At 64.4% G+C, this 25192-nt stretch carries 27 protein-coding genes; 12 read left to right on the top strand and 15 right to left on the bottom strand.

All coding sequences use genetic code 11. The features are described 5' to 3' along the window. Positions 1 to 84: 84 nt before the first annotated feature. Both CH275_RS25965 and CH275_RS25960 read right to left on the bottom strand, forming a co-directional pair. A complete protein-coding gene (locus tag CH275_RS25965) occupies positions 85 to 1779 on the bottom strand; it encodes an MDR family MFS transporter (protein WP_094680987.1) in 1695 nt (564 codons plus the stop codon). Between the two features lie 91 nt (positions 1780 to 1870). Then, complete coding sequence (locus CH275_RS25960) at positions 1871 to 3151, bottom strand: MFS transporter (RefSeq protein ID WP_094680986.1); 1281 nt, start codon at positions 3149 to 3151, stop codon at positions 1871 to 1873. 125 nt (positions 3152 to 3276) lie between these two features. Between CH275_RS25960 and aroQ the strand changes: the two genes are divergently transcribed. The 5 genes from aroQ (at position 3277) to CH275_RS25935 (ending at position 7642) form a co-directional block, all read left to right on the top strand. Continuing rightward, positions 3277 to 3711, top strand: a complete 435-nt coding sequence (gene aroQ / locus CH275_RS25955; protein WP_094680985.1) for a type II 3-dehydroquinate dehydratase — start codon at positions 3277 to 3279, stop codon at positions 3709 to 3711. Between the two features lie 64 nt (positions 3712 to 3775). Then, the gene (locus tag CH275_RS25950; protein WP_179276352.1) at positions 3776 to 4552 is read left to right on the top strand and encodes a DsbA family protein; all 777 of its coding nucleotides are present in this window, start codon (positions 3776 to 3778) and stop codon (positions 4550 to 4552) included. 20 nt (positions 4553 to 4572) lie between these two features. Next, a complete protein-coding gene (locus CH275_RS25945) occupies positions 4573 to 5157 on the top strand; it encodes a vitamin K epoxide reductase family protein (protein WP_094680983.1) in 585 nt (194 codons plus the stop codon). Positions 5158 to 5302: 145 nt separating this feature from the next. Further along, positions 5303 to 6814 (top strand): C40 family peptidase, encoded by a 1512-nt coding sequence (locus CH275_RS25940; RefSeq protein WP_094680982.1) that lies wholly within the window; start codon positions 5303 to 5305, stop codon positions 6812 to 6814. 36 nt (positions 6815 to 6850) lie between these two features. Then, positions 6851 to 7642 carry an acyl-[acyl-carrier-protein] thioesterase gene (locus CH275_RS25935; protein WP_373453742.1) on the top strand — a complete coding sequence of 264 codons (792 nt, stop codon included), beginning with the start codon at positions 6851 to 6853 and terminating at the stop codon, positions 7640 to 7642. Here CH275_RS25935 and CH275_RS25930 read toward each other — a convergent pair. From CH275_RS25930 to CH275_RS25895, 8 genes are all read right to left on the bottom strand, one after another. Then, positions 7546 to 8994: an AMP-binding protein gene (locus CH275_RS25930; protein WP_094680981.1), complete on the bottom strand. Its 1449-nt coding sequence runs from the start codon at positions 8992 to 8994 to the stop codon at positions 7546 to 7548. The genes CH275_RS25935 and CH275_RS25930 overlap by 97 nt on opposite strands. After that, on the bottom strand, positions 8984 to 9628 hold the full coding sequence (locus CH275_RS25925) for an energy-coupling factor transporter transmembrane component T family protein (protein WP_094680980.1): 645 nt from the start codon (positions 9626 to 9628) through the stop codon (positions 8984 to 8986). The genes CH275_RS25930 and CH275_RS25925 overlap by 11 nt, the downstream gene beginning before the upstream one ends. Further along, complete coding sequence (locus tag CH275_RS25920) at positions 9625 to 10305, bottom strand: energy-coupling factor ABC transporter ATP-binding protein (protein ID WP_094680979.1); 681 nt, start codon at positions 10303 to 10305, stop codon at positions 9625 to 9627. Before CH275_RS25920 ends, CH275_RS25925 begins: the two co-directional genes overlap by 4 nt. Positions 10306 to 10315: 10 nt before the next feature. After that, positions 10316 to 11434: a thiolase family protein gene (locus CH275_RS25915; RefSeq protein ID WP_094681148.1), complete on the bottom strand. Its 1119-nt coding sequence runs from the start codon at positions 11432 to 11434 to the stop codon at positions 10316 to 10318. Positions 11435 to 11445: 11 nt separating this feature from the next. Further along, the gene (locus CH275_RS25910) at positions 11446 to 12552 is read right to left on the bottom strand and encodes an AMP-binding enzyme (protein ID WP_094680978.1); all 1107 of its coding nucleotides are present in this window, start codon (positions 12550 to 12552) and stop codon (positions 11446 to 11448) included. Then, positions 12549 to 13079, bottom strand: coding sequence for a biotin transporter BioY (locus CH275_RS25905; protein ID WP_094681147.1), 531 nt, complete (start codon positions 13077 to 13079; stop codon positions 12549 to 12551). The genes CH275_RS25910 and CH275_RS25905 overlap by 4 nt, the downstream gene beginning before the upstream one ends. 174 nt (positions 13080 to 13253) lie before the next feature. Beyond that, on the bottom strand, positions 13254 to 15350 hold the full coding sequence (locus CH275_RS25900; RefSeq protein ID WP_094680977.1) for an HNH endonuclease signature motif containing protein: 2097 nt from the start codon (positions 15348 to 15350) through the stop codon (positions 13254 to 13256). Positions 15351 to 15445: 95 nt separating this feature from the next. Next, complete coding sequence (locus tag CH275_RS25895; RefSeq protein WP_094680976.1) at positions 15446 to 16297, bottom strand: alpha/beta fold hydrolase; 852 nt, start codon at positions 16295 to 16297, stop codon at positions 15446 to 15448. A gap of 89 nt (positions 16298 to 16386) precedes the next feature. On the opposite strand from CH275_RS25895, the gene CH275_RS25890 reads away from it, so the two are divergent. Then, positions 16387 to 16971: a TetR/AcrR family transcriptional regulator gene (locus CH275_RS25890; protein ID WP_094680975.1), complete on the top strand. Its 585-nt coding sequence runs from the start codon at positions 16387 to 16389 to the stop codon at positions 16969 to 16971. A gap of 6 nt (positions 16972 to 16977) precedes the next feature. On the opposite strand, the gene CH275_RS25885 is transcribed toward CH275_RS25890, so the two are convergent. The 3 genes from CH275_RS25885 to CH275_RS25875 form a co-directional block, all read right to left on the bottom strand. Continuing rightward, a complete protein-coding gene (locus CH275_RS25885; RefSeq protein WP_094681146.1) occupies positions 16978 to 17925 on the bottom strand; it encodes a CPBP family intramembrane glutamic endopeptidase in 948 nt (315 codons plus the stop codon). Between the two features lie 113 nt (positions 17926 to 18038). Then, entirely contained in the window at positions 18039 to 18323 is a 285-nt protein-coding gene (locus CH275_RS25880; RefSeq protein WP_218828820.1) for a hypothetical protein, read from the bottom strand. An 18-nt stretch (positions 18324 to 18341) separates the two neighbouring features. Further along, positions 18342 to 18998 (bottom strand): GAP family protein, encoded by a 657-nt coding sequence (locus CH275_RS25875; protein WP_179276351.1) that lies wholly within the window; start codon positions 18996 to 18998, stop codon positions 18342 to 18344. Positions 18999 to 19063: 65 nt separating this feature from the next. Here CH275_RS25875 and CH275_RS25870 point away from each other — a divergent pair, with 65 nt between their 5' ends. The 3 genes from CH275_RS25870 to CH275_RS25860 are packed head-to-tail and all read left to right on the top strand — an operon-like array spanning position 19064 to position 20783. Further along, positions 19064 to 19669, top strand: coding sequence for a TetR/AcrR family transcriptional regulator (locus tag CH275_RS25870; RefSeq protein ID WP_094680974.1), 606 nt, complete (start codon positions 19064 to 19066; stop codon positions 19667 to 19669). A gap of 60 nt (positions 19670 to 19729) precedes the next feature. Continuing rightward, positions 19730 to 20272, top strand: a complete 543-nt coding sequence (locus CH275_RS25865) for a GtrA family protein (RefSeq protein ID WP_094680973.1) — start codon at positions 19730 to 19732, stop codon at positions 20270 to 20272. Further along, positions 20259 to 20783 carry a SixA phosphatase family protein gene (locus CH275_RS25860; protein WP_094681144.1) on the top strand — a complete coding sequence of 175 codons (525 nt, stop codon included), beginning with the start codon at positions 20259 to 20261 and terminating at the stop codon, positions 20781 to 20783. Before CH275_RS25865 ends, CH275_RS25860 begins: the two co-directional genes overlap by 14 nt. On the opposite strand, the gene CH275_RS25855 is transcribed toward CH275_RS25860, so the two are convergent. Next, positions 20784 to 20984 carry a hypothetical protein gene (locus CH275_RS25855; RefSeq protein ID WP_094680972.1) on the bottom strand — a complete coding sequence of 67 codons (201 nt, stop codon included), beginning with the start codon at positions 20982 to 20984 and terminating at the stop codon, positions 20784 to 20786. Between the two features lie 165 nt (positions 20985 to 21149). On the opposite strand from CH275_RS25855, the gene CH275_RS25850 reads away from it, so the two are divergent. Genes CH275_RS25850 through CH275_RS25840 form a run of 3 tightly spaced genes read left to right on the top strand, consistent with a single transcriptional unit; the run spans position 21150 to position 23745 of the window. After that, positions 21150 to 21725 (top strand): hypothetical protein, encoded by a 576-nt coding sequence (locus tag CH275_RS25850; protein ID WP_094680971.1) that lies wholly within the window; start codon positions 21150 to 21152, stop codon positions 21723 to 21725. Positions 21726 to 21760: 35 nt separating this feature from the next. Further along, a complete protein-coding gene (locus CH275_RS25845) occupies positions 21761 to 23098 on the top strand; it encodes a sensor histidine kinase (RefSeq protein WP_179276350.1) in 1338 nt (445 codons plus the stop codon). After that, a complete protein-coding gene (locus tag CH275_RS25840; RefSeq protein ID WP_094680969.1) occupies positions 23095 to 23745 on the top strand; it encodes a response regulator in 651 nt (216 codons plus the stop codon). The genes CH275_RS25845 and CH275_RS25840 overlap by 4 nt, the downstream gene beginning before the upstream one ends. Here CH275_RS25840 and CH275_RS25835 read toward each other — a convergent pair. After that, complete coding sequence (locus CH275_RS25835; RefSeq protein WP_094680968.1) at positions 23742 to 25076, bottom strand: NAD(P)/FAD-dependent oxidoreductase; 1335 nt, start codon at positions 25074 to 25076, stop codon at positions 23742 to 23744. The two genes, CH275_RS25840 and CH275_RS25835, sit on opposite strands and share 4 nt — an antisense overlap. Between the last annotated feature and the right edge of the window lie 116 nt (positions 25077 to 25192).

Here is a 25192-nt window from a genome sequence, read left to right as displayed (position 1 = left end):
CGATGGACCGTCGGACAGCCTGGGAGCAGCCTGGAAGTCAGCTGTGAATGGAGCCTGCGTTCACGCCCGGCGAATCGGCGCGCATCACAGCAGTCCCGTACCCGCCTCGTTCGCTCGTTCTTCGTCACGCTCCTGCTGAGCTGCGGCAAGGCCCGACATCGTGCGCAACGGCACCTCCTTCAGGAACAGCACCAGCACGAAACCGATGACCATCAGGATCGACACGGCCAGGAACACGTAATCCATGGCATCGGAGAACCCGATGCGGAACGGCTCGGCGAGTGCGGGTTCGAGCTTCTGGATGAAGGAGCTGTCCTGCAATGCGCTGCCTGCGACCGAGGCGTCACCCGATGCAATGGCCCGAGCGAAGCCGGATTCCAGCGGATCGGAACTGGTTGCGGCACTTTGCACTGCCTGCTGGAACGCAGGCGTCGAACTTGCGGCGATCAGCGCGTCGCCCGTCTTCGGGGTCAGCTGTGTGAACAGCATCGACAGGAACACCGCCACACCCACTGTCGCACCGATCTGCCGAAAGAACGTTGCGGCAGAGGTCGATACGCCCATGTCCTTGGGTGGCATCGCGTTCTGGATCGCCAGCGTCAGCGGTTGCATCATCGAACCGAGCCCCAGGCCGAACACACCCATCACGACCATCGTCTGCCACAGCGGCGTATCGGCGTGCACGTAGTGGAATGTGAACATCGCTATCGCCATCAGTGCGGTACCGACGATCGGAAAGATCTTGTAGCGCCCCGTCTTCGAGATCATGCGACCCGAGACGATCGACGCGATCATCAGGGCACCGACGAGCGGAAGGGTCTGATAGCCGGCCAGAGTGGGCGAGGACCCCTTGACCACCTGCAGGTACTGCGGGAGCAACGAGATGCCACCGAACATTGCTGCGCCCGCGATGACGCTGACGGCAATACACAACGAGAACAAGGGGTTTCGGAAGAACCGCATGGGGATCAACGCGTCGTCGCCCATCTTGATCTCGGCGAGCACGAACGCAACGACACCGACGATGCCGACTCCGAAGCACAGCAACGCTCGCGGTGAGCTCCATCCCCACACACGACCCTGCTCGGCGATGATGAGCAGCGGCACGAGCCCGACACTGAGCAGCACTGCGCCCCACCAGTCGACGCGCGCTTCGCGTCGGTACACCGGCAGGTTCAGCACCCGCCACACGACAACGAGTGCGATGATGCCCAGCGGCACGTTGATGTAGAAAACCCAACGCCAGCCGGTGATTCCGAGGATCGACGACTGCCCGGCGAGCAGTCCACCGATGACCGGCCCGAGCACGCTCGACGTACCGAACACGGCCAGGAAGTAGCCCTGGTACTTCGCACGTTCGCGCGGCGGGACGATGTCGCCGATGATGGCCAGAGCCATCGACATCAGACCACCCGCACCCAGGCCTTGGATCGCGCGGAAGGCGGCGAGCTCGTACATCGACGTAGCGATGCCGCACAGCATGGACCCGACGACGAAGATCGAGATGGCCGTCATGAAGAACGGCTTGCGCCCATACAGATCGGAGAGCTTGCCGTACAACGGAGTCGAGACCGTGGAGGTGATCAAGTAGGCCGTCGTCACCCAGGCCAGCACCGAGAATCCGTTGAGATCGTCGGCGATGGTGCGCACGGACGTCGAGACGATGGTCTGATCGAGCGCAGCGAGGAACATGCCCATCATCAGGCCCGACAGGATCGTCATGATCTCGCGATGCGAATACTCGCCGGACGCGGGTGTCACTTCAGGCTCGGTTACCATCTCTTTGACGCACCTTTACGTAGCATTTGCTTGTGTCCTACAACAATATTGGGACACCAGCATGCGCGCAGAAAGCCGTCAGTGCAAAGAATTATTTACGCCGCATCCGGTCGCGCACCTCACGCATCGTGTGCGGATGAATTCCCTCCGCCGCGAGCACTCTTCTGGTCTTGCGGCGCGTCAGCAGAACTCCGGTGATCGCGACGATCCACACCGGGAACTGCACGAGCAACGCCACCCGGAAGCCGTCGAACGTGTAGCCGCCCATCGCGTCGAGAATCCATCCGATCCCCGCGATCACCAATAGAGACGCCAAGAAACCACCGATGTTGACCATCCCCTGGGCCGTCCCCAGATTTGCGCTCGGATTGAACGTGCGGGCGAGGTCGAAACCGATCACCGAACCGGGGCCGCCCACCGAGATCACCACCACGAGCAGCACCAGCAACCACAGCGGCGCAGGGCCGGGCAACGCCAATACGATCGCCCACATCGCGGCGTTGCTGACCATGATCGCCAGCACCAGCCACGACCGTCGCATCGGATAACGCCCGGTGAGAAGACCGACCACGATGCCCGACACCACCGCGGCCGCCACCGACACCGTCAGCAGAGCTCCGGCCGTCGCCGCCGACAAGCCCTGCGCCGACGTCAGGTACGGCACACCCCACAGCAACGCGAACACGGTGATCGAGAACTGGGTGCCCATGTGGGAGAAAAAGCCCAGCCGGGTGCCGGGGCGTCGCCACACCTCGGCAATGGAGGTGAGAGTCTGCCGCAGCGACGTCGGCTCGAACACCGGTTCGGCCCCGTCGCTCGGGCGATCGCGCACGAGAGCCAGGACCAACACCAGGGCGAGGAGCCCCAGCGCTGCGGCACTGCCGAACGCGAACGTCCAGCCCGGCCCGTTCAACAGGATCAGAAACGGCACCGCCGAGAGCACCTGACCGAGCTGGCCGAGCAGACCGGTCAGCTGCGAGACGATCGGCACCCGCCGCGGCGTGAACCACAGCGGTACCAATCGCAGCACCGAGATGAAGGTGAGAGCATCGCCCACGCCGACGAATGCGCGCGCGGCCACCGCGACCGGGAGCGACTCGGTGAGTGCGAGGGTGATCTGCGCGGACGCCATGATCAGCGCGCCCGCCGCGATCATCCTGCGCGAGCCGATCCGGTCCAGCAGCACGCCGGCCGGAATCTGCATCGTCGCATAGACGATCACCTGCAACACCACGAACGACGACAGCAGAGACGGCGACACCGAGAAACGATCCGCAGCGCTCAAACCCGCGACCCCGAACGACGTTCGATGCAGCACGCCGACGATGTAAGCGAAGACACCGACGCCCCACACCACCCACACGGTTCTCACTCGGTCACTGTTCTCACTCGGTCACTGCCTTCACCGGACGATTGTGTCAACCCGCTGTGAAATGATCGGACTCGGTAGTACCAGAAGCAGGAAGTAGTTCTCGAAGCAGGAGAAGGAGTGACGTCGTGGCCAAGCAGCTGTTGGTGCTCAACGGTCCGAATCTGAACATGCTCGGCACCAGGCAGCCCGAGGTGTACGGCCACGCCACCCTCGCCGATGTCGTCGCCCTGTGCGAGAAGACCGCCGCCGACCTCGGACTGACGGTCAGGGCCGAGCAGTCCAACCACGAGGGACAGATCATCGACTGGATCCACGAGGCCCGCGGGGTGGCGTCGGGCATCGTCATCAATCCGGGCGGACTGACCCACACCTCGGTCGCGCTGCGCGACGCCCTCGTCATCCCCGAGGTCCCGATCATCGAGGTGCACATTTCCAACGTGCACGCTCGGGAGGAGTTCAGGCACCACTCCTACGTCTCCCCCATCGCCAGCGGCGTCATCGCCGGACTCGGGATCGACGGATACCGCTTCGCCATCGAAAGACTGGCTGCACTCATCTGACACACGCTCTCATTGACACGAGCTCTCATCTGACACTCAGGTTGCCCTGCCTAAACTGGTCGCCGTGAACACCAGCAACAAGGCATCGAGAGACGGCAGAGCATCCAAGGACATCCGGGCAATGCAGAACGGCGACAAGAATCGCCGAACGCTGATCCAGATCGTCGTCGCAGTGGTTCTCATCGCGCTCGTTGCAGCAATTGCCTTGTTCATCGTCAACAAGGATTCGACGTCGGGCGAGGCGTCACCGACCATGGGGGCCGGCATGTCGAGCGGGAACCAGCTCACCCCCACGTCGCTGACCGAGAACGGTGCCATTCGCTTCGGTAATCCCGATGCCACCACCGTGATCAGCGTCGTCGAGGACTTTCAATGCCCGGCGTGCAAGAACTTCGAGTCCATCAGTGGGTCGACTCTCGAGCAGCTGGCCGATGCAGGCAACGTCGCCGTCGACTACCGACCCATCTCGATCCTCGACCGCTTCTCCAGCGGCACGATGTACTCGACGCGTGCCGCGAGCGCCTCGATCTGCGTTGCCGAGAACGATCGAGACAGCTGGATGAACTGGCACAACGCGATGTTCGCGGAGCAGCCCGCCGAGAACGGCACCGGATTGACCGACGACAAGCTCGTCGAGATCGCGGCCTCCGCGGGTGCCGACTCCCCGGCCACCGCGTCGTGCATCACCGACGGCAGCTACACCGACTGGGTCACCAGCCAGACGCAGACCGTCATCGGCGAGGGCATCAACGGAACGCCGAGCGTGCGCGTCAACGGCACGGACATCTCCAACCCGACGCCCGAGAACATTCTCACCGCCGCAGCAGCAGCCGGTAACTGAGCGGCAGCCGGTACCAGAGCATGAGGACCCGCGTCGGTGCCGCCGTCTTCACCGTCTTCAGCGCTTTCGGCCTGCTCGCTGCGTCGACGCTGACGATCGAGCGATTCAAGCTGCTCGAGGACGCGTCGTACGTCCCGTCGTGCAGCCTGAATCCGGTTCTCTCGTGCGGATCGGTGATGGTGACGAAACAGGCCGCGCTCTTCGGTTTTCCGAACCCCATTCTGGGCATCGCGGCATTCTCGATCGCGCTCGTCGCCGGCGTCCTGTGGCTCGGCCGCGTCGAACTGCCGCTTTGGTTCTGGCTCGGCATGAGTGGCGGACTCCTGCTCGGCGAAGTGTTCGTGCACTGGCTGATCTTCGAGAGCCTGTACGAGATCGGTGCGCTGTGCCCCTACTGCATGGTGGTGTGGGCGGTGACGATGCCGCTGTTCGTGCTGGCGCTGAGCCGATTGATCGAGACCGGCTCGGCCAACACCGGAGAAGCCCCCGGCACGGTCGGCCGTCTTTTCCTCGAATGGCGGTGGACGCTACTCGCCGTGTGGTACGCAATCGTTATCGCGCTCATCGGAATCCGCTTCTCGGACTACTGGGCCTCGCTGTTCTGAAAACCCTGATCTGACAACCCTGCATTTCCTTTTGCGAATCTCATGAGTCGATCGGCTGCACCGTGCATGATGGGTGCAGCACCCGAGTGAGCCTGATCACAGCTACTGGCTCGGGGAAGATCGTTCGAGTAGCAGGAGTCGATACATGGCAGGCGATCCATTCGCAGTCATCGTTGCCGTCATCGTGTCCGCCGCCGGTGTTGTTGCCGGAACCGATGCCCCGGCTCCGATTCCGGATCAGGCGGTGACGGATCAGGCGGCAGAAATTGCTGCGACCGCCGAGGATCAGGCGAAGACGATGAGCGATCAGTGGACCGAACTCTTGGGCACGATGCCCGAGCCGGCCGCCGACATCGCCGACCGCACGTTGTCCGACGCCGCCGACGGCCTGCACACTGCCGTCGAACCGATGCTGCCGAACCTACCGACGGTGGACGATATCGAAGCCGCCGAGGTTGCTGCAGTACCGACCGACTCGGCGGATGCAGTGGCCGGTCTACCTGCGGCAGTTGCGGCTGCTTCTACTGCAGGAGCGGCGTCCAGTCCTCTGCCGTTCAGCGTGTTCTCGTCCAGTGCTGTCGCGTCCAATGCTGTCTCCACCGCCGCCGCAGCTCTCGGGGCCGGAGCCGTTCAATTCGCCGGCCGCACGTACACCGCAGTCGATATCGCCACCCAGACGGCATTCATGGCATCGGCCGAGGCCATTCGCCGCGCACTGTTTCCCGGGCTGCCCGTGACCTTCACCGGTATCAACGTTGGCCCGATCGGTTTGGGTGCAGTGGGAGCCATCACCGCATTCGTGCCGTGGCTACAGAAGGCGGGCAACATCTGCGGGGGCGTCAAGGCCACCACGATCGCCGCACTCTATGCCGCCGAGAACGGCTTTCGGTACGGGCCGACCGCTCCGGTCTCGAGCACCGGTGCGCAGGGACCAGGGCAATTCATGCCGGGCACGTGGGCGACCTACGGCAAGGACTACGACGGCAACGGCGTGGTCGATGTCAACAGCGTCGGAGACTCGGTCATGGCGTCGGGCACGATGCTGTGCGATATCTACGGGCAGGTCGACGGCTGGAAGCGAGAGGGCAAGGTCTCCGGTGACACGATGGACCTGACCCTCGCCGGCTACAACGCGGGTGCGGGAGCGGTGCTGCGATCAGGTGGTATGCCATCGGGCACAGTCGATTACGAGACACAGACCAAACCGTACGTCGCCCGCATCAGGGCGACCGAAGCGCAGTTCGCCGCGATACTGACCCCGTTCGCGGGGCTCGACCTCACCGGAATGGGCGGCCGCGCAGTGCAATTGGCGATGGACTACCTGGGGCTGCCCTACGTATGGGGTGGCGGAAACATCAACGGTCCGTCCGGCGGTGGGTTCGACTGCTCCGGCCTTACGTCGTACGCCCTGTTCAAGGCATCGGGCGGGAAGGTGACGCTGCCCCGGACCTCGGAGACCCAGTGGAACGTCGGCACCGAGGTACCGATGGAACTGGCGCAGCCCGGTGATCTGCTGTTCGGAAACTGGGGACCGGCCGGTCCCGGACACGTGGCGATCTACATGGGCAACGGCCAGATGGTGCATGCTCCGACCACCGGCGACGTCGTGCGCGTGGCACCGGTGTTCGACGGAATGCGCGCCCGTCACATCGTCTAGAGGTGCACTGTCGGCCTGTCCGCGTACAGTGCGAACGTGACCAACGCACGCGTGGAACCGGCCGGCTTCGACGACGAACTGGCACCGGAGCCGCCGCCCGGTGAGGGCTTCGAGACCAGCTGGCCGGTGCGGACCGGGGACATCGATCCCAACAACCGACTGCGGTTCGACGGAGTCGCTCGCTATCTGCAGGACATCGGCACGGACAATCTCGATGCCACGCCGCTGGGCAAGACCGATCCGATGTGGATCGTGCGACGCACCGTCATCGACGTCTTCGAGCCCATCCACTTCCCGGACCGCGTGCACATGCGCCGGTGGTGTTCCTCGATGTCGACGCGATGGTCCAACATGCGGGTGGCGCTCACGACGCCGAAGGGTGGCCGCATCGAAACCGAGGGCTTCTGGATCAACATCAGCAAGGACACGGGAATGCCGACCCGCATCAGCGACGGGGCATTGGAAATGCTAGCCAGAACCACCGACCAGCACCGGTTGCGTTGGAAGGCGTGGCTGACCGAACCGGCGCCGGACGAATCTCCCACCGACCTCCACTTCCCTTTGCGGGCAACCGATATCGACCCCTTCAACCATCTCAACAATGCTGTCTACTGGCACGCGATCGAGGAGTTGTTGGTGGACGTGCCCGAGCTGGCGGCGTCGCCGCACCGCGCCGTCATCGAGTACCTGACCCCGGTGCTGGCGAACGAACGCGTCACTCTGCGCCACCGCTACGACGGCAGTGCGCTCACCGTCTGGTTCGTCGTCACGGGAGCAGCGGGAGAATCGTCGGTCCGCACCGTCGCCAAGGTTGCCGCCAAGGCCTGACGGTCGAGCTTGCCGCGCGGTGTGCGTGGAAGCCCGTCCACGACGGCGATCACCACCGGTAGGCTCGGACCGGGCACCATCGGCCGGAGCTGCAGTCGAATCTGCTTGGCGGACAGCGCATTCCTCTGTGCAACAACCACTCCGACTACCGGAACCTCCCCGGCTCGTTCGTCTTCCACGCCGACGACGCCGGCATCGAGAACGCCGGGGATCGACAACAGAGCCGCTTCGATGGGAGCCAGTTCGACGTTGAGTCCGGCTCGGACGATCGTCTCGCTTCCGCGGCCGAACAAGGCCAGTCGACCTTTGTCGATGCTGCCGCGATCGCCGACCGTCATCCACCCGTCGACCGGCCCGTTCGTCAGGGTGGTGTGGTCGCCCACCCGGCTCAGGTAGCCGTCGAACAGCATGTCGCTGCGCACGTACAGCAGTTCGTTCCTGGTCTCCGCCTCCACCCCGCCGAACAGCCGTCCGCTGACCTCTGTGCCACTGCTTTCGGTTCGGTCGTAGGAGACGAAACTGAGCTCGGACGCCCCGTAGAAGTGCGTCATGGTTGCGTTCGGTAGCACCGTCGCCAATGCCGTGCGGGCAGACTGCGGCCATCGCGCCGCAGACGAGAGCACCTCGCGGACGCCGGGATACCGGCCGCCGGAGCGAGCGATGTCCCAGGCGATGGTCGGTACCGAATACAGATGTGTCGGAGCATCGTCGAGAGCCACCGCGGCCTTGCGTAGGTCCACCGTCGCACCGCGGGTGAGCCCGTGCACCGCACCGTAGAGAAAGTGCGTGTGATCGAGGGTGCCGGATGCAGACACTCGATCGCCCGGCTCGAGCTCGAACAGCGCATCGGAGCGGTCGAGGGTGGCTGCCCACGATGCCTGATTGCGCACGAACAACTTCGGTGGCCCGGTGGTGCCGGACGTGATGCCGACCAGCAGTTCGGCACTGCGTGCGGGTGCATCGAGCGGCGCGGCACGGCCGGTGGTGAGCTCCTCGGGCGCCAGCACGGTGTCGGCACCCCAACGATGCACTCGTGCGTGCTGGCGCGGATGCGCGACAATCAGCGAGGGTTCGCACACCCTCACGGCGTCGGCGAAGTCCCCGGGGAGCAGATATCGGTGCAGCAGAACAACACTCACTCCCGCCTGCATCGCCGCAAGAACCACGACCAGCGACCCGATGTCCGACGTCGGCAGCACCGCGATGCGTCGCATCCCCGTCAACGATGCTGCGGTGCGCACCACCCGATCCCAGAGTTCGCGGTAGGTGATCCGGTCGGTCGCATCGACAATTGCGATGTCTTGGCGGTCGGAATGCCGCGCTATTCGGGCGGCAAGAAGCTCACTGGTCATCGCGTGTTTCGTCTACACCGTCGTCGTCTACACCATCGTCGTCTACACCACGGGCCACGAGGGCATCACCCATCGCGTCGGCGGTACGGAGGGCGCGCACGAGGACCGGGGTGGCCAGAGCCGTCATCGACCACTGGAGTCCGCGGGCCTTGCGGGCCTGCGACACCTCCTGCACGATGGTCGCCAACAGTGGGATGCACCGAATGGCAAGGGCCAGGAGCAGTCCGATGCGATCCGGGTCGATCCCGAAGCGGCGGACGGGTTCGAGTGCCCTCGTGACGGTGTCGAGCATGTCGGTCACCCGGGTCGTCAGGGTGACCAGTGCCGCCAGAGCAACGGAAATCACCAACACCCCGCACACCACCACGGCGCGCTGCCACGTGGTGATCAGTATCTGGAACACACCGATGATCAGCAGCATCCACAGCACCGGACGAAGTTGCGCCAGTGCTACTTTCGCCGGAATGCCGGCCACAGCGAACAGGGCGGCGACCACCAGAGCCACCACGCCCACCTCGACCGGGGTGCGCGCGAAGATCACGGTCGCCAAAATTGCAACTATGAGCGACAGGAGTTTCCAGACCGGACTCATCCGGTGCAGCAGCGAGGTGCCGGGGCGGTAGAGACCGATCATCCGATCAACTCCCGATACGCCGGAACCGCGGCTGCGGGGGCACCGTCGAACGCGACGCGGCCGTCGTCGATGACGATGACGCGCTCGAAGCTGTCCAGCAGAGCAAGTTGATGGGTCACGACGATCACTTGCTGATCCATCGAATCAAGGGCCTGCGCGACGACGCGTCCGTTGCGCAGATCGAGCAACGTGGTCGGCTCGTCCGCAACGACCACCTCCGGCCGCCTGATCAACACGGCACCGATCGCGAGCAATTGCTTCTGTCCGCCGGAAAGCAGGTGCGCCGGGTGATCGCGATGCTGATCCAGTCGAAAGCGGACGAGAATTTCGTCGACGCGGTCGGCTACCTCTTTCTTGCTCAGCCCGGACCTACGCAGAGAGAACGCGAGATCCTCTGCAACAGTGGGCATGACGATCTGCGAGTCGGGGTCGGTGAACACGAACCCGACCTTCTTGCGAACCTGCGCGCCCTTCTTCGCGGCGTCGACGCCGTCGACCGTGACGCGGCCGGAGTCGGGCTTGATCAACCCGTTGATCATCCGAGCCAGCGTCGACTTCCCCGACCCATTTGATCCGATGATGCCGATGCGTCGCTCGTCGAATTCCAGGTCGATGCCACGGAGCACCTGCCGCTCCCCGAAGGAGTGGGAAATGTTCTCGAACTTGATGCTGCTCATGTAACCCTGCTCATGTCACTCGCTCCACCAACATCGCTATTCCTTGACCGCCGCCGATGGCGCAGGCCGCCAATCCCAGTGCCGGACCGTTCGGTTGCAGCATCCGAGACGCCAATCGCACCAGCAGAATTGCGCCCGAGGCTCCCCACGGATGACCCATCGCGATGGCCCCACCATCCGGGCAGATGCGCTCCTCGTCGAGACCGAGCGCATCCGAGACCGCGAGCACCACCGACGCGAACGCCTCGGTAATCTCGATGACCCCGATGTCGTCGAGTGACACCCCGGTGCGCGCGAGTAGCTTCTCGATCGCCGGTACCGGGCCCAGACCGGGAAGTGCGGGATCGGACCCGGCCACCGCGCTGCCGAGAATGCGCAGTGCCGGCATTCCGGCGGCACGTTCGCTGGAGGTGATCGCCAGAACCGCTGCGCCGTCGGAGATTCCGCACGAGTTGCCCGCAGTCACAGTGCCGTCGGAGGTGAATGTGGGGCGCAGTCTGCCCAGGCGCTCGGCAGTCATGTTGGGGCGGATGCGCTCGTCTGCGCCCATCTGTCCGATCGGGACGATCTCGCTGGAGAAGTCGTGGGCCGCAGCTCGGGCGAAGGACCGTGCGGCGTATTCGTCCTGCCGCTCCCGGTCGATTCCGCGGATCCGTGCGAGATCGTCTGCGGCGAGCCCCATGTCGGGATCGTCGAAACCGTGGGGAGCGAATGGTGCTCGGGTGTACCGAACAGGTTCTGCGCCGTCGACCGGCGGCCAGAACCGCCACGGACTCGTACTGGCCGATTCGACGCCTCCCGCCAGAATCAACGTCTCGTCGCCGCTGCGAATGCGCGATGCAGCCTGCATGACGGCGTCCAGCCCGGATCCGCATTGGCGATCGACAGTGACGCCGGGAACGCCGACGCCGAGTCCCGCGAGCAAGGCCGATACACGCGCAACGTCGCCGCCGGGGCCGAGACAGTTGCCGAGGATCACGTCGTCGATCGGGATTGCGAGCGAACTGATCTCTGCTGCAACAGCTTTCAACACCGGTGCAGCGAGGTTCGGTGCGGTTGTTCCGGCGAAGCCGTGACCAGCGATACCTATTGCCGAACGTTTAGCCGCAACGACGACGGGGGTGATCACAGCAGCGACATTCACAGCAGGGCTTTTCGGGCGATCTTGCCGCTCGCGGTACGAGGCAGCTGCTCTACCACCGTCCACTTTCGCGGCAGAGCCTCTTTGGCCATGATCGCGCGGGCATCGGCGCGGATACGGTCGAGATCACGAGTCCCGTCGAGTTCGACGACAGCACAGACTGTTTCGCCCAATATCGCATGGGGAGACCCGATGGCAGCCGCGGCTCGAACGCCGTCGAGTGCGGTCAGGATGTTCTCCGCGTCCTCGGCGATGACGGTGGTGCCGCCGACATTGATCGCCGCATCCCCTCGGCCGTGGACGAGAAGGTCGCGGCCACGGAGCTCGGCCAGATCACCGACACCGAACCAGCCCGTGGAGCCGAGTGCCGAGTACGGCGAGCGGACGAACAGATACCCGTCCTCGATGCGCGCCTCGACATCGCGGAGCAGACGCAGTGACGAGTGTTCGCCCATCACCCGCGCCGCCACCAGCGACAGTTCAGCCGATCCGTAGTAGTCGACCAGCCGTGTCTCACCCGCGGAGATCGATTGCACCGCAGCTGAATCCAGTCCTGCCCCGGCCGCGATGGCAACCCGCACGTTGGGCATCCGGCCGACGACGTCGCGAAGAACAGCGGGCACCGCATGCACGACGGTGGCCGCGGCCGGATCGTCGGTGACGCAAGCCCCCAGCCACAGTGCGTGCACCGCGGCGAACAGGTACATCGTGGCGTGCAGCGGGCCAGTGATCAGTACAGAATCGGTGGGGCGGATGTCTGTGATCTCGGTGAATTCGGGAAAGCTGTCGACCCACGACGCGGCGGTGCGCTCCAGCGGCTTGGGGCGTCCGGTGGAGCCGGAGGTCGCGACCAGCAGGAATGCGTCGGGATCGATGTTCGCAGGGCGCTCGGGACGGGCGGCCGGGTCCTCCACACGGACCGCGCTGCCCCGCCGCGCTGCGGCGAACACACAGATCAACGCCTCGGGTAGATCCAGCGCTGATGCGTCGTGCACCGGGAGGTGAGGCCACTGCTCGATGGCGTCGTCCAGGTCCGCGTGCGTGAGCGCGCGACCCGCCCAGACGATGGCGGTGCCGTTGCCTCGACCTCCCAGCTCCAGGGTCACGCCTTGATCAGGCCCGGGTACGCACGGTGGACGCTCTTCGCGACGACAGAGGCGACGACGACTTTGGCGATGTCGCCGGGCAGGAACGGCCCGTTGCTGGTGATCGCAGCCCAGACTCCGACGTCGGTTCGCAGAACGAGTCCGATGATGCCGAATGCGTAGACGACCACGATGCCACCGAGCGCGTTGATCAGCAGACCGAGCACGATCGAGTACTTCGGCAGGATGCGCGCTGTGAGCAGGCCGATGAGGAAAGCTGCCGGGATCCAGCCGATGAGGTACCCGACGGTGGGCCCGGCCATGGCGGCGAGACCGGTGCGTCCGCCGGCCAGCAACGGCAGACCGATCATCGTCAGCGCGAGGAACACCAGGACTGCAGCGGTGCCCTTACGGGGCCCGAGGATGGCCCCGGACAGGATGATGCCGAGGGTCTGCAGGGTGATGGGGACGCCCGAGAACCCGACCGTGATCGATCCCGGCAGGCCGAGTGCAGCGATGAGTGCTGCGAACACTGCGATCTGCGCCATGTCGCGGGCGGAGACGTTCATTCGGTTGACCTTACGGCTCGGCGGACGAGTACTGCTGTCGACTTCTGACACGGATGGCTCCTCGAGGAGTGGGGCGGTGACCTACCCCAAAGACTTGAACGGCGTTCAAGGTAGCAGGTGCGCGGCTCCGACCACACGTTGCAGGTCTAGGTTCTAGAAGGGCGCGGGGTCGTACCGACTGCGATCGGCCCGAACCCGGACGTGGACGACGCGGCAATGGTCGAGGTAAGCCCGCCTCTTCTCTGCAACTTTCCTTCTCTCGTTTTCCGTTGATGCACAACGAAAGTCCTCGAGCGTCGGCGGTGCAGATCCATTGAATTCGAGCTCCCATCGGGTGGGTTCGCACGGGGACAGCGAAGTCTCGGCCGACTTCTTCCGGCGACGGCGGCGTCGAGGAGGCGATGCGATCGAGAAGTCCGGCAACGTGACCGCACGTAGACCGACGGAGTTCGACCACAGAATCGCCCCTCCGGCGAGCATCACCGCCGACCAGGCCTTCGAGGTCTTGGCTTGATGATGGAACACGCACACCGGCTGAAGATTGGTCACGATCGTCCAGCCGCCACGCTCGGGATCGTCGTGATCGAACGGAACCAGATGATCGATCTGACACCGGGCCGACGGCACGGAGCAGTTCGGGAACGTACACGTGCGATAAGCAGCCCGAACGAACGCGGCGACCCGGGCACTCGGCCGATACGTCACCCTCGACTGCGACGGATCGGACTCGCCACCATGACCGTCGGGAAAGATGCCGCGAGCACGCTCGGGCTGTTCGGCAATCCAGGCAAGCCACCGTGCAACAAGCCCGTCGCGGACAGACTCCTCCCCCAGTATCGGGGCGGCGTGTGGGCGGCAGTGGGCATCCGCAAGACGTACGGACGGAAGCTCGGCGGCACCGCACACACGGCCGATGCCCACCACTGTGCGCAACAGGAGTAAGCCGGGTGGAGACGGTAAGACCGGATCGTCAGGGTTTTCGGGATCGTCACGATTACGTGGGTCAGCCGAGTGGTTCGAGCCCTTGATCGAGGGACCGCGACCGTCATCCGGGTCGTCGCTTCCGATGGAACCAGCGCCCCCATCATCGGGACTGCCGGGTCCATCGCCGTCAGAACCGCCGGGTCCATCTCCGTCAGGACCGCCGTCGTCATCAGGACCGTCGTCATCGTCAGGACCATCGTCATCCGGGGTGTCGTCGTTCGAGTTCTTGCCCTTCGGGCTTTTGCCGTTCGGGCTCTTGCCGTTTGAGCTCTCGCCATTCCGCCCGACCTCGTCGGGATTGTCCTGTTCGGGCTTCAGCATCTCCACCAGCTCGGTCAGCAATGCCTGCCATTTCGCGTCGGTAGCGACGATGCGCGCCACCTCGGGATCGATGGGAGACCCGTCGGCCAGGGTCGCCGGATCCGAGGACAGCCCTAGCAGCGTCTCCACCGCCACTACGATCTGCAGGAGATGCCCACGCCGAGGAGGGAGATCATCGGCGGCACCGGCAACCGGGCACTCGTCTCCGCGATCGCACTCACAGACCAAAGAATGCTCGCCGTGCAGCAAGGCCATCAACCCGGCGGCCCGCAGCATCCCCGTCGACCGCGGATCGTCCTTGCAGACCGTGCCGACGATCTCGACGATGAGCGCATCTGCCTCGGCCGCTTCCAGATCCGTTATCTTCGCGATGAGCGACGAGATACCGCCGGGACCGGTTCGGTCGATCCGCACTCCGACTTCCTCTGACTTCGACGATTCTCGAGCCGCCGCAGCACCGTCCGGATCGGCCTTCATCCACAGTCGCCAGATCCGGTTCCTCAAGGCCTGTGGGCGCATTCGCCCACCCGCCGCACACACCTCGAATTCGATTGCGGCGATCGTCTCGTCACTGGCGCGATGCAACACCGAGGTGATGGTGACCACCGTCGACCAGTCGAAGCTGCCGGTCACGAAACGCAAGGCCGTCAACGGCATTCGATGCAGACGCTCCGCGACGTCGTGAACCACCGACGCATCGCGACGCGTGCCGGTCATCGTCACTGCCAAGTCGCACAAGGCACCGCGGACGGTCTCGGCCGGATCTCCACCGGCGGCTTCGGCTGCTTCGAGCCGCATCTCGAGCACGTCGCAGTACGCGAGCACAGTCGCGGCGCGAGCAAGGTTCTCGTGGACACGGTTGAGCGCGATGACATCGAGAAATCCCGCGATGCAGTCATCGACCGGCGGCGTCTCCGCCACCCCCCACCCACCGATATCGAACATGCATTCGATAGTACGAGAAGGGTCCGACAAGAAATCGACGTGACGTCAACCGTGCGCAGATACTCGATCCGTCGCGCATTCGGCCGACCATGGAATCACCGAGACGTCACCTGCGCCGGGTCGGCCGGGACGAACTCGCGCAGCGCCGCAGCGAACCGTTCGGGCTGATCTTCCGGAATGAGCGTCCACGAGTCGTCGACGAGCACCTGACGTGCGTCGGCGAACAATTTCCGAAGCCTGTCCGCATGAGCGAGTGGCATCATCGGGTCCTCTGTCGCCCAGACGACGAGGACCGGGCGGTCGAACGTCGAGAGTCGAGCGGCCCACGCCAACAAAGTCTTTCGCGATGGAGTGCCGGTGGCGAACTTCCGTAGATCGCGGCGGATCTCCGCGTTGCGCGTCGCAGGCGCGAACCAGTCGTCGAGCACCTCGTCGGGAATCCCGCGCTTGCTGAGCCCGCCCCACGCGCGCTTGTCGTGTCGGACGAACTGTGTGCCGAGGAGTTTCAGAAACAGCGAGGTACCACCGGGAACTCGACAGAGCGCCACTGCCGGCCGGGCGGGCTTCGGCGGAAAGTTGTCGAACGCCTCGCATGACGCCAGGACCAGACGCCCGACTCGATCGGCGCGGCCGTCGGAGACGATGAATTGCCCGCCGCCGCTGTCGTTGAGGACCAACGTGACATCGGTGAGGTCGAGCGCGTCGAGGAAATCGGCGATGATCCTGGCGATGCCACGCTGCGTGAGGTCTGCGTCCGGATTCATCGGGCTCCGATGGGCACCCAAGGGCAGCGTCGGAGCGATGCAGCGATAGCCCCCGAGAAGTGGGATCACTTTGCGCCACTGAGTCTCGTTCATGAGCAGTCCATGCCCGAAAACCACCACCGGGCCGTCACCGCCGGTGTCGAGGTAGTCGATAGGTCCAGCCGCCAGGTCGACTCGCTTCACAGATCCTCCACTGGATAGATCGTTCTAGTGAATCGGAAGGTACTCTGGGGCACTCTCGGATGCAAGGCTCGGATGCAAGGACGATATTCATGGCCAATGACACTCGCGCGCGAATTCTCGACGCGACCGCAGAGCTGTACCGGCGTCAAGGCATGACCGCGACCGGACTCAAACAGATCGCTGCGGCGGCCAACGCCCCCTTCGGTTCCATCTACCACCACTTCCCCGGCGGCAAAGAGCAGATCAGCGAAGAGGTCATTCATGCCGAGGGCGTGCGCTACGGCCTCCTGGTCGGCAGGCAACTTGCCGCCGTCACCGATGTCGTGGACGGGATACCCGAGATTTTCGCCTCGGCGGCAACGTTGTTGGTCGAACTCGACTACACCGAGGCGTGCTCCATCGAGACCATCGCACTCGAAGTGGCCAGTACCAACGAACGATTGCGTCTCGCAACGGAAGCCGTGTTCACCGGCTGGATCGACGGCCTCACACAGTGGTTCGCCGAAACCGGCCTGCCGCACGAAGTATGTCGGAGCCTGGCTCTGGGATGCCTGACGAGCCTCGAAGGTGCCTTCGTGTTGTGCCGCAGCTTGCGGTCCACAGAACCGATGATCGCCGCCGGCCTTGCGGTCCGGGATCGCACGCGCGCCGCTGTGCGCGCGGGTACCCAGTAGTGAGGGTCAGGGCTTGACGGGCGGGTTTCGTGTGGGTGCATCCGGATCGAGCTTCTCGGGATTGAGCACGACCTCGGCCACCATGGGTGTTGCCTCGACGGTCGAATCTGCGTACCGAACGGCCACCGTGTTCGGCAGAAACGCCTCGAGCGCCCTCGGGGTCAGCCACCAGAGCAGCGCGGTGAACAGGATCAGGATGTTGACCCACTGCATGATCGTTGCGGCGTTGTCGGACGGAATCACTCGATCGAACACCTGAACGTTCATCACCAGACCGTGCACGGCGATCAACACCCACAGCCGTCGGTAGCGATAGAACACCCACACCGCCGCCGCGCCCCAGCACAACGCCCAGAGGAAGCCACCACCGCCGAAATACAGATAGAGGAAGCCCCGCATCGTCGCCGACAACGCCATGATGGCCCAGATCGGCACCCTGCCGACGAGCAGCAGCACCGGAAGCGCCACCAGGATCGGCTCCTCGCGCAGACCCACGGCTAGAGCCGAAACTACTGCAAGCCAATCGGATTCGACCGAAGCCGGAACCGAGAAGCTGAAGCGGAGCACATCCATCCGAGACAGTACGAGCAGCAATGCGGACGCAGCACCGATTGCAGCGCACCAGGTGATCGCCGCCTCGAGCGCAGTACCGCGACGCATCGGCCATACCGCGGGCAACGTGCGACGCCGAACGAAATACACCGCAGCGATCGCCGCGACCCCTACCGCCACCTGAACCAGGCCGACCGCAAGGTCCATCCATTGATCCGACAGCGTAAGGACGGGCGCAGGCGCATTGGGCTCGCGGAATCGCCACAGCGCACCCACCAGGCCGATGAAGTAGACGACGCCCCAACCGGCCACCAGGCACAGAACCATCAACGTAGTACCGGCTGCAGTCAGGCCACGCCGACGCGAGTGAGCCATGGCATTCGCATCCAGACTGCTCGCCACCAGGTCACCACCATCCACTCAGCACCGCATCGCCTGTTATCGAACAGCTGTCGACCCCCGGACCTGTTTATCACGCGGGGACCGAAAATTCAGTACCGTGGCGGCGATGTGAGTCACCGTCGACCATCGCAGTCCGGTGCGTCGGTCGAATCGTCGCGTCCCAAAATGCCCTCGCGTCCGAAAATGTCGTCGCGTAACTCGCGGACAATCCCGCGCCTGCCGGTGGCGCGCCGCGAGTCCCATACGTCGACCACAGCAAGGACCATCAGGACGCAGCCGAGTGGGCCGCCCTGGAACCAGAACACCCGCAGGTCCCAGAAGAACAGTGCCAACACTGCGCCGACGACGATCATGACGATGCTGCGCGCATCGGTTGCTCGGATTCTTCCTGCTTTCACGTGCATCCTTTCATCGGGTCAGACCAGATTCATTTCGATGGCAGCATCTGCGACCAGCAGAGCACCCACGACGATCAGTACCGTCCCCACCACGTCCTGACTCCAGCGTTGGACGCGACGCATCAGACGCCGCTGAAGTGCCGGAAACCGTTGCGATGCAGCGACTCTGACAGCGAGCAGACCCAGAGCCGGCAGCAGGGTGATGAGCACGTAGACCGCGAGAATCGAGACCGAGAACGCCCATCCCCGGCCGGACGCGGCCACCGTGTCGATCGCGGCAAAGTAAGGCAACATCGTCGCCACCTCGACCGCGCCCACTGCAACAGCGAGTAGGGCCACCCCTCGCGCGCTCGCCGGTGCCCGCATCCACCACGTGCCGCTCGGGCGTCGACGCCGTCGATCGCAGACGAGCCCCGCAACCAGGACGACGACACCCACTGCCATCCGCACCCACGCATTTCCGGGCACGGCATTGGCCACAGACGCAAGGGTCACGTCTTGGAACACCGTCAGCAGCGTGATGCCGACCCCGAGATACAGCAGCCCCAGCACGCCGAGGTGCAGCAGTACCACTCGAACCCGAAACGACGGCCGCAGCATCATCCACAGCGGAACCGCAAGAGTCCCGACTCCGATGCTGTCCACCACCGCGAACCCGGCCAGCTGAATTAACACAGCTGTACCGTAACAGGATTTCAGTACAGTTGTGTGAAAAAATTTCCTCGTGCTAGAACAGAGCGATGCCGAAGATCGTCGACCACGACGCACGCCGGGCGGAGATCGTCGCTGCCGTCTGGCGCGTGATCGAGCAAGCAGGCATGAACGGGGCGACTGTCCGCAGCGTCGCCGCCGAAGCCGGCGTCTCCCCCGGATCGCTGCGGTACTACTTCTCCGATCAGGGAGAACTCGTCCTCTTCGCAGCCGAGGCCATGACGCAACGCATCGTGCATCGGTTGGAAGCACACTCCGCCGACGGCGATGGGCTCACCCGCGCGGTCCGCATACTCGAGGAAATGCTCCCGCTCGACCAGGACCGCCGCGTCGAGGCGTCGGTGTGGCTGGAAGCGATCGTGCGTGCCAGATTCGACGAGCGACTCGCTGTCCTCAAGACGGCCGGGTGGTTCGGCAGCCGGTATCTGTGCCGCCTCGCGTGGGCGCACCTGCACGATCTCGATCGACCGAACTCCCCCGCATTCAGCTTCGACAGCACCGCGGACGAACGTGCAGCGGCCGAACTGCATACCTTCATCGACGGGCTGACGCTGCAGGCAGTGACGTATCCCGAACAACTGACGGCCGACGAGGTGCGTCGGTTGTTGCGGGACTACCTGAAGACGCGGCTTTAGGCCGTCCTCGCAGCCACGACGAATCCGGCCGGATCCGTTACTCGAGGTAACGTCGATGGGATGCATGTGTCCGACCGCCTCACCGACCACGTTCCCCAGCGCTGGCTCGAGCCCCTCGTCAAGCACGCCGAGGCCCTCAAGTTCCTCATCGTCGGAGCGATCACGTTCGTCGTCACCGTCGTCCTGTTCTTCGGCCTGAAGTGGATGATCCTGCAGGACAAGCCGGTGACAGCGAACGTTCTGGCCGTGCTGATCGCGACGATCGTGTCGTACATCCTGAACCGGGAATGGTCGTTCACAGCCCGTGGCGGACGCCGTCGTCACCACGAGGCAGCGCTGTTCTTCGCCGTCGCCGGAACCGGCCTGGCAATCAACCAGCTACCGCTGTGGGTGTCCAGTTATATGCTGGATCTGCGTGCGCCGAACGTGTCCTTCCTCACCGAAAACATTGCCGACTTCGTCAGCGGATCCATCATCGGCACGTTGCTGGCAACCGCATTCCGATGGTGGGCGATGCGTAAGTTCGTCTTCCCGGAACCGGTGAACGTTGTCCCCGATTCTGCGCCTCTGACCGTTTACGGTGGACGGCATGGCGACCACTAGGACCCTCGTGCTGATGCGGCACGGCAAATCCGGCTACCCCGACGGAGTACCGGATCACGAACGCCCCCTGGCCGCCCGCGGCCAACGTGAGGCGGCACTGGCCGGAGCCTGGATCGCCGAGCACGTCGGTCGCGTCGACGCAGTGCTGTGTTCGACGGCCCTGCGCACTCGCGAAACCCTCGCCGCCACCGGTCTCACTGACACACCCACTCGATTCGAGCGAGACATCTACGGCGGATCGGCTGACGAGATCATCGACGAGATCCACCTCGCCGACACGTACTTCGACGACGTGACCGTATCGACGTTGCTGGTCGTCGGGCACGAACCCGGAATACCGTGGACCGCACTCGAATTGGCGGCAGACGACGACACCGACGTAGCCCGCGAGGTTCGGCACCGCTTCCCCACTTCTGCGATCGCAGTGCTCACCACCGAAAAATCATGGGCAGAGCTCGTTGCAGGGTCGGCCACGATCACCGAGTTCTGCATCCCGCGCGCCGATCAGTAGTCAGCGGTTCCTGAGGTAGAGGTAGCTGGCGCCGCCTACTGCGATCAGCAGAATCAACGCGGCGGGGAACCCGAGCAGCCACCACACCACTGCCAACACCACCAACGCAGGTGCGGCGGCGATCAATGCGATGCCGGGGTTCTCGCGAACCGTCTCCAACGCGGACTGTGCGTGCACTCTGTCGATCTTCTTGCCTGCCATGGCGGACTCCCTGGTATTGCCTACGTGTCCTGTATGCGTGATTCCACAGTAGCGCGTTCGGCTACGACTTTCGGTGGAGCGCAGCGTCGTACCTTCGGCCGAACCACCAGGTACGACGCCTCCGTGGGGGTGTCGCGCGCACGTCGGCCGCGATGAGATGGGGCCATGAACAATTCGATTCTGCTCACCATCGCGATCTGCGAGGTCGGCTTCTGGGTACTGGTGATCGGTGGCCTGTCCCTGCGCTACGTGGCACGGATGCGACGCGCCAGCACCGTCACCCTCGCCCTGCTCCCAGTACTCGATGTCGTCCTGATCGCTGCGGTGGCACTGGATCTGCACCGTGGCGGCGAGGTCGAATTCGCCCACCGTCTCGCCGGCATCTACCTCGGGTGGACGGTCGTGTTCGCGCACTCGACGGTGGCCTGGCTCGATGTGCGCTTCGCGCACCGATTCGCCGGCGGCCCCGCACCGGTGAAGCCTCCGAAGACCGGTCCGCAGGCCTACCGCAACGAGATCCGAGGATTCGTGAAGTGGCTGGGTGCAGCGGCGATCGCTCTGGTGATCACCTACGGACTGGCGTACACCGTGGCAGACTCTGAGCAGGCAACAGCGCTGAAGACCGTGATCCAACCACTCGGCGTCATCACGTTCTTCTGGTTCGTCACCGGACCGCTGTGGGTAGTGGGCAAGAAGAACTCGAGCTCGAAAGAAGCGGCAGGAGAACGGAGTCGACTCTGATGCTGGGTGGTGCTCGGGTGCCGGCTGGTTCCAGGATGCTGCGCAGGTTCAGACCCGCGTGGCGGCCGCGCAATCCCGTGGTGTTGCCGATCGAGATGCTGCTGGCCACGCTCGTCTACGCCGGGTTCCAACTCTCCACGGGCATGGTCGGCGACACCAGAGACGAACTCGTCAGCAGCCCACGCCTCATCGCGGTGAGTGTCGTTGCACTGCTGGCGATGACCGCGGTGACGTGCGTGCGCCGATCCTTTCCCATCACGTCGTATCTGACGGTGGTGGCGATCAGTGTGGCGCTGATTCTGATGCTGCCCGACCGGACCCTCGGGTTCACCCCGCTGTACTGGTTTGCCATCGCCGCCTTGGCTATTCGCGTGACCGGGCCGCGCCTGTTCGCACCCCTCGCCGTCGGGCTGATCCTCGAAATCGTGGTCAGCGTCGACACCCGCCTGTCCTTCCCCGATGCCACAGCCGGACCCGGTGGCACACTCGGCGTCGTGGCCGAGCAGGTCGTGAACCTGGCCATCAATTACACCGTGCTCATCGCTCTGGGCAAATACATCGCACGGAACCGGGCGCAGGAACTCGAGAACGAGGCTGCACTCGATCGAGCCGAACTCGAACACCGGCAACGGCTGAACGAGGCGCTCGAGAACGAACGGAGAACCATGGCGCGCGAGCTCCACGACGTCGCTGCCCACCACCTGACCGGCATGCTCATTCAAGCCAAAGCATCGAAGACGCTCATCGCGAGCGAGCCGGAGCAGGCCCGCGAACTGCTCACCGGCGCAATCGGACACGGCCAACGCACCCTCGACAGCCTGCGCCAGATCGTCGGCATCCTGCGCCCGAGCACTGTGAACAACTCGAGCACTGTGAACCTCTCGAGCACTGTGAACCAGAACGCACCGCAGCCGATGATTGCCGACATCCCCGATCTGATCGAGCAATCACGAATGTCGTTCGCGTCCATCGAGACAGACATCGGGGGAATCGTCGCCGGAGACACAGTCGACACCGACAGTGCAGTGCAACTGGCCTGCTATCGCGTCGTTCAGGAATCTCTGTCCAACGCCCGACGCCACGCGCCGAACTGCGCTGTGCGCGTGCAGGTGACCGTTCGTTCGTCGGTCGTCGAGGTGACCGTCACCAATACGATGCCGTCGGATGGCTCGAAACAGCGTGAGTCCTCGGGGCAGGGATTCGGTATCCTCGGAATGCGGGAGCGGGCTGCGTTGCTCGGCGGCACCCTCGATGCAGGATCGTCCGACGACCGAACGACGTGGACCGTGTGCGCTCGAATCCCCGTCGGCGGAACGATCTCTGAGCGCGGTGCCGGTGTGCGGGGTACTGGTGCGATGGAGTCGCACGCATGATCACCGTACTCATCGCCGACGACCAACCCGTGGTTCGGCAGGGATTCGGACTGTTCCTCGCCGGTCGCCCCGAGATCCGCGTCGTCGGCCAGGCGACATCGGGAAAGCATGCGATACAGCAAGTTTCGGCACTGCAGCCCGATGTCGTGCTGATGGACATCAGAATGCCGAACGGCGACGGGTTGACTGCAACACGAGAGATTGTGGCCCGATTCGACACCGTGCGCGTCATCGTCGTCACCACGTTCGACCTCGACGAGTACGTGTTCGCGGCCCTCGACAGCGGGGCATCGGGCTTCTTGCTCAAGGACACCGACCCCGACGAACTCGCCGAGGCGGTGGTCACCGTCGCCGGCGGCGGGGCGGTGTTGTCACCACGATTGACTCCGCGTCTGATGGCCGAATTCGCCCGCCGGGGCGCGCCGGGTCCAGCTACTTCCGCTGCACCGCAACACGATCTGAGCCTTCGCGAGATGGAAGTGGTGCAGCTGTTGGCGCAGGGCCTGGGCAACAACGAGATCGCCCGGGCACTGCACCTCGAACAGAGCACCGTGAAGACCCACATCGGCAACATCTGCCGCAAACTCGACGTCAATACCCGAGTGCACGTGGTGATCTGGGCCTACCGAAACGGTATTGCGACCTAGGCCGCGTTGCGCTCCTCGTCGTCCGCAGTCTCGCTGGCGACCTCGGCCCGCGGTTCGATCGTGGCGGCAGAGTGGTCGGTGTACTGGAAGTGCGGGCGCTTGTCGCCGATGTACGACGTCATCCACGACACCACCGCAACGTAGCGGTTTCGGAAGCCGACCAGGTACATCAGGTGCACCGCGAGCCACATGAGCCAGGCGATCGGACCGGACATGTCGACCTTGCCGAACAGCCGTGCCACAGCACTGAATCGGCCGACGATCGACATGCTGCCCTTGTCGGTGTATTCGAACGGCTTTCCGGCGTCGACCTTCCCGATGATCATCTTCGCAACGTGCCTGCCCTGCTGCATCGCCACCGGTGACTGTCCGGGGAGCTTGTTCAACGACGTCACGTCGCCGATCGCGTAGATGTCCTTCGCCGAGCCGACCGTCAGGTCGGCGTGTACGAGAAGGCGTCCGGCACGGTCGGTTTCACATCCGGTGCGCTCGGCGATCGTCGCTGCCAGCTCGCTCGCCTGAACGCCCGCCGACCAGATGACGGTCTTGGCCGGGTAGGTACGCGAAGTCTTGGTGTCGACATCCTGCACCGTGACGACGTCGTCGGCGATGTCGGTGACCATGGCCCCGGTGACGACGTCGACGCCGGACTTCTCGAGCTTCGTGCGGGCGTATGCGCTGAGCTTGCCGCCGAACGCGGGGAGAACTTCCTTCACACCGTCGACGAGGGTGACGGTGACGTCGCCCGGGTCGATGTCGGGGAACGAGCCGGCGAAGTACCGGTGCGCGAGATCCCTGATCTGGCCGGCCAATTCGACGCCCGTCGCGCCTGCACCGACGACGACGAAGCTCAGCAACTCCTTGCGGGCGGCCGGATCGGTCGTCATGTGCGCGGTCTCGTAGCAGCTCAGGATTTGCTCACGGAGCGCGATCGCGTCGTCCACCGTCTTGAGCGCGAACGTGCGGTCCTTGAACTCGTCGCGGCCGAAGTACGCCTGGGTGGCACCGGTTGCGACGATGAGGCGACCGAAGCCGATGGTGTGACTCTGCCCGGCACCGATGTAGGTGACCTGGTGAGCCTCGGGATCGACATCGACGACACGTCCGAGACGGACGTCGGCGGAGTCGTACTGCGAGAGGATGCGCCGGATCGGCGGGGCGATTTCACCCGTCGAGAGCATTCCGGTGGCGGCCTGGTAAAGCAGTGGCTGAAAGAGGTGCTCGGTGGTGCTGGAGATCAGCGAGAACGTCACACCGGCCTTGCCCAGAGACTTGGCGGCGGCCAATGCTCCGAATCCCGATCCCACGATGACGACGTCGTACGTTTGCACAGCACTTTCCTTTTCGGCTCGAGTCTTTCCCTTGGAGAACTACCTCCATGAAACTCCGACCTCGGTGGTCTATCAACGCGGAAGTTCACATAGCATCCATGAGTAGAACTCATGGA

Origin of the sequence: Rhodococcus sp. 06-235-1A, from assembly GCF_002258785.1 — a bacterium.
GTDB lineage: Bacteria > Actinomycetota > Actinomycetes > Mycobacteriales > Mycobacteriaceae > Rhodococcoides.
This window is presented reverse-complemented; position numbering and strand designations above follow the sequence as displayed.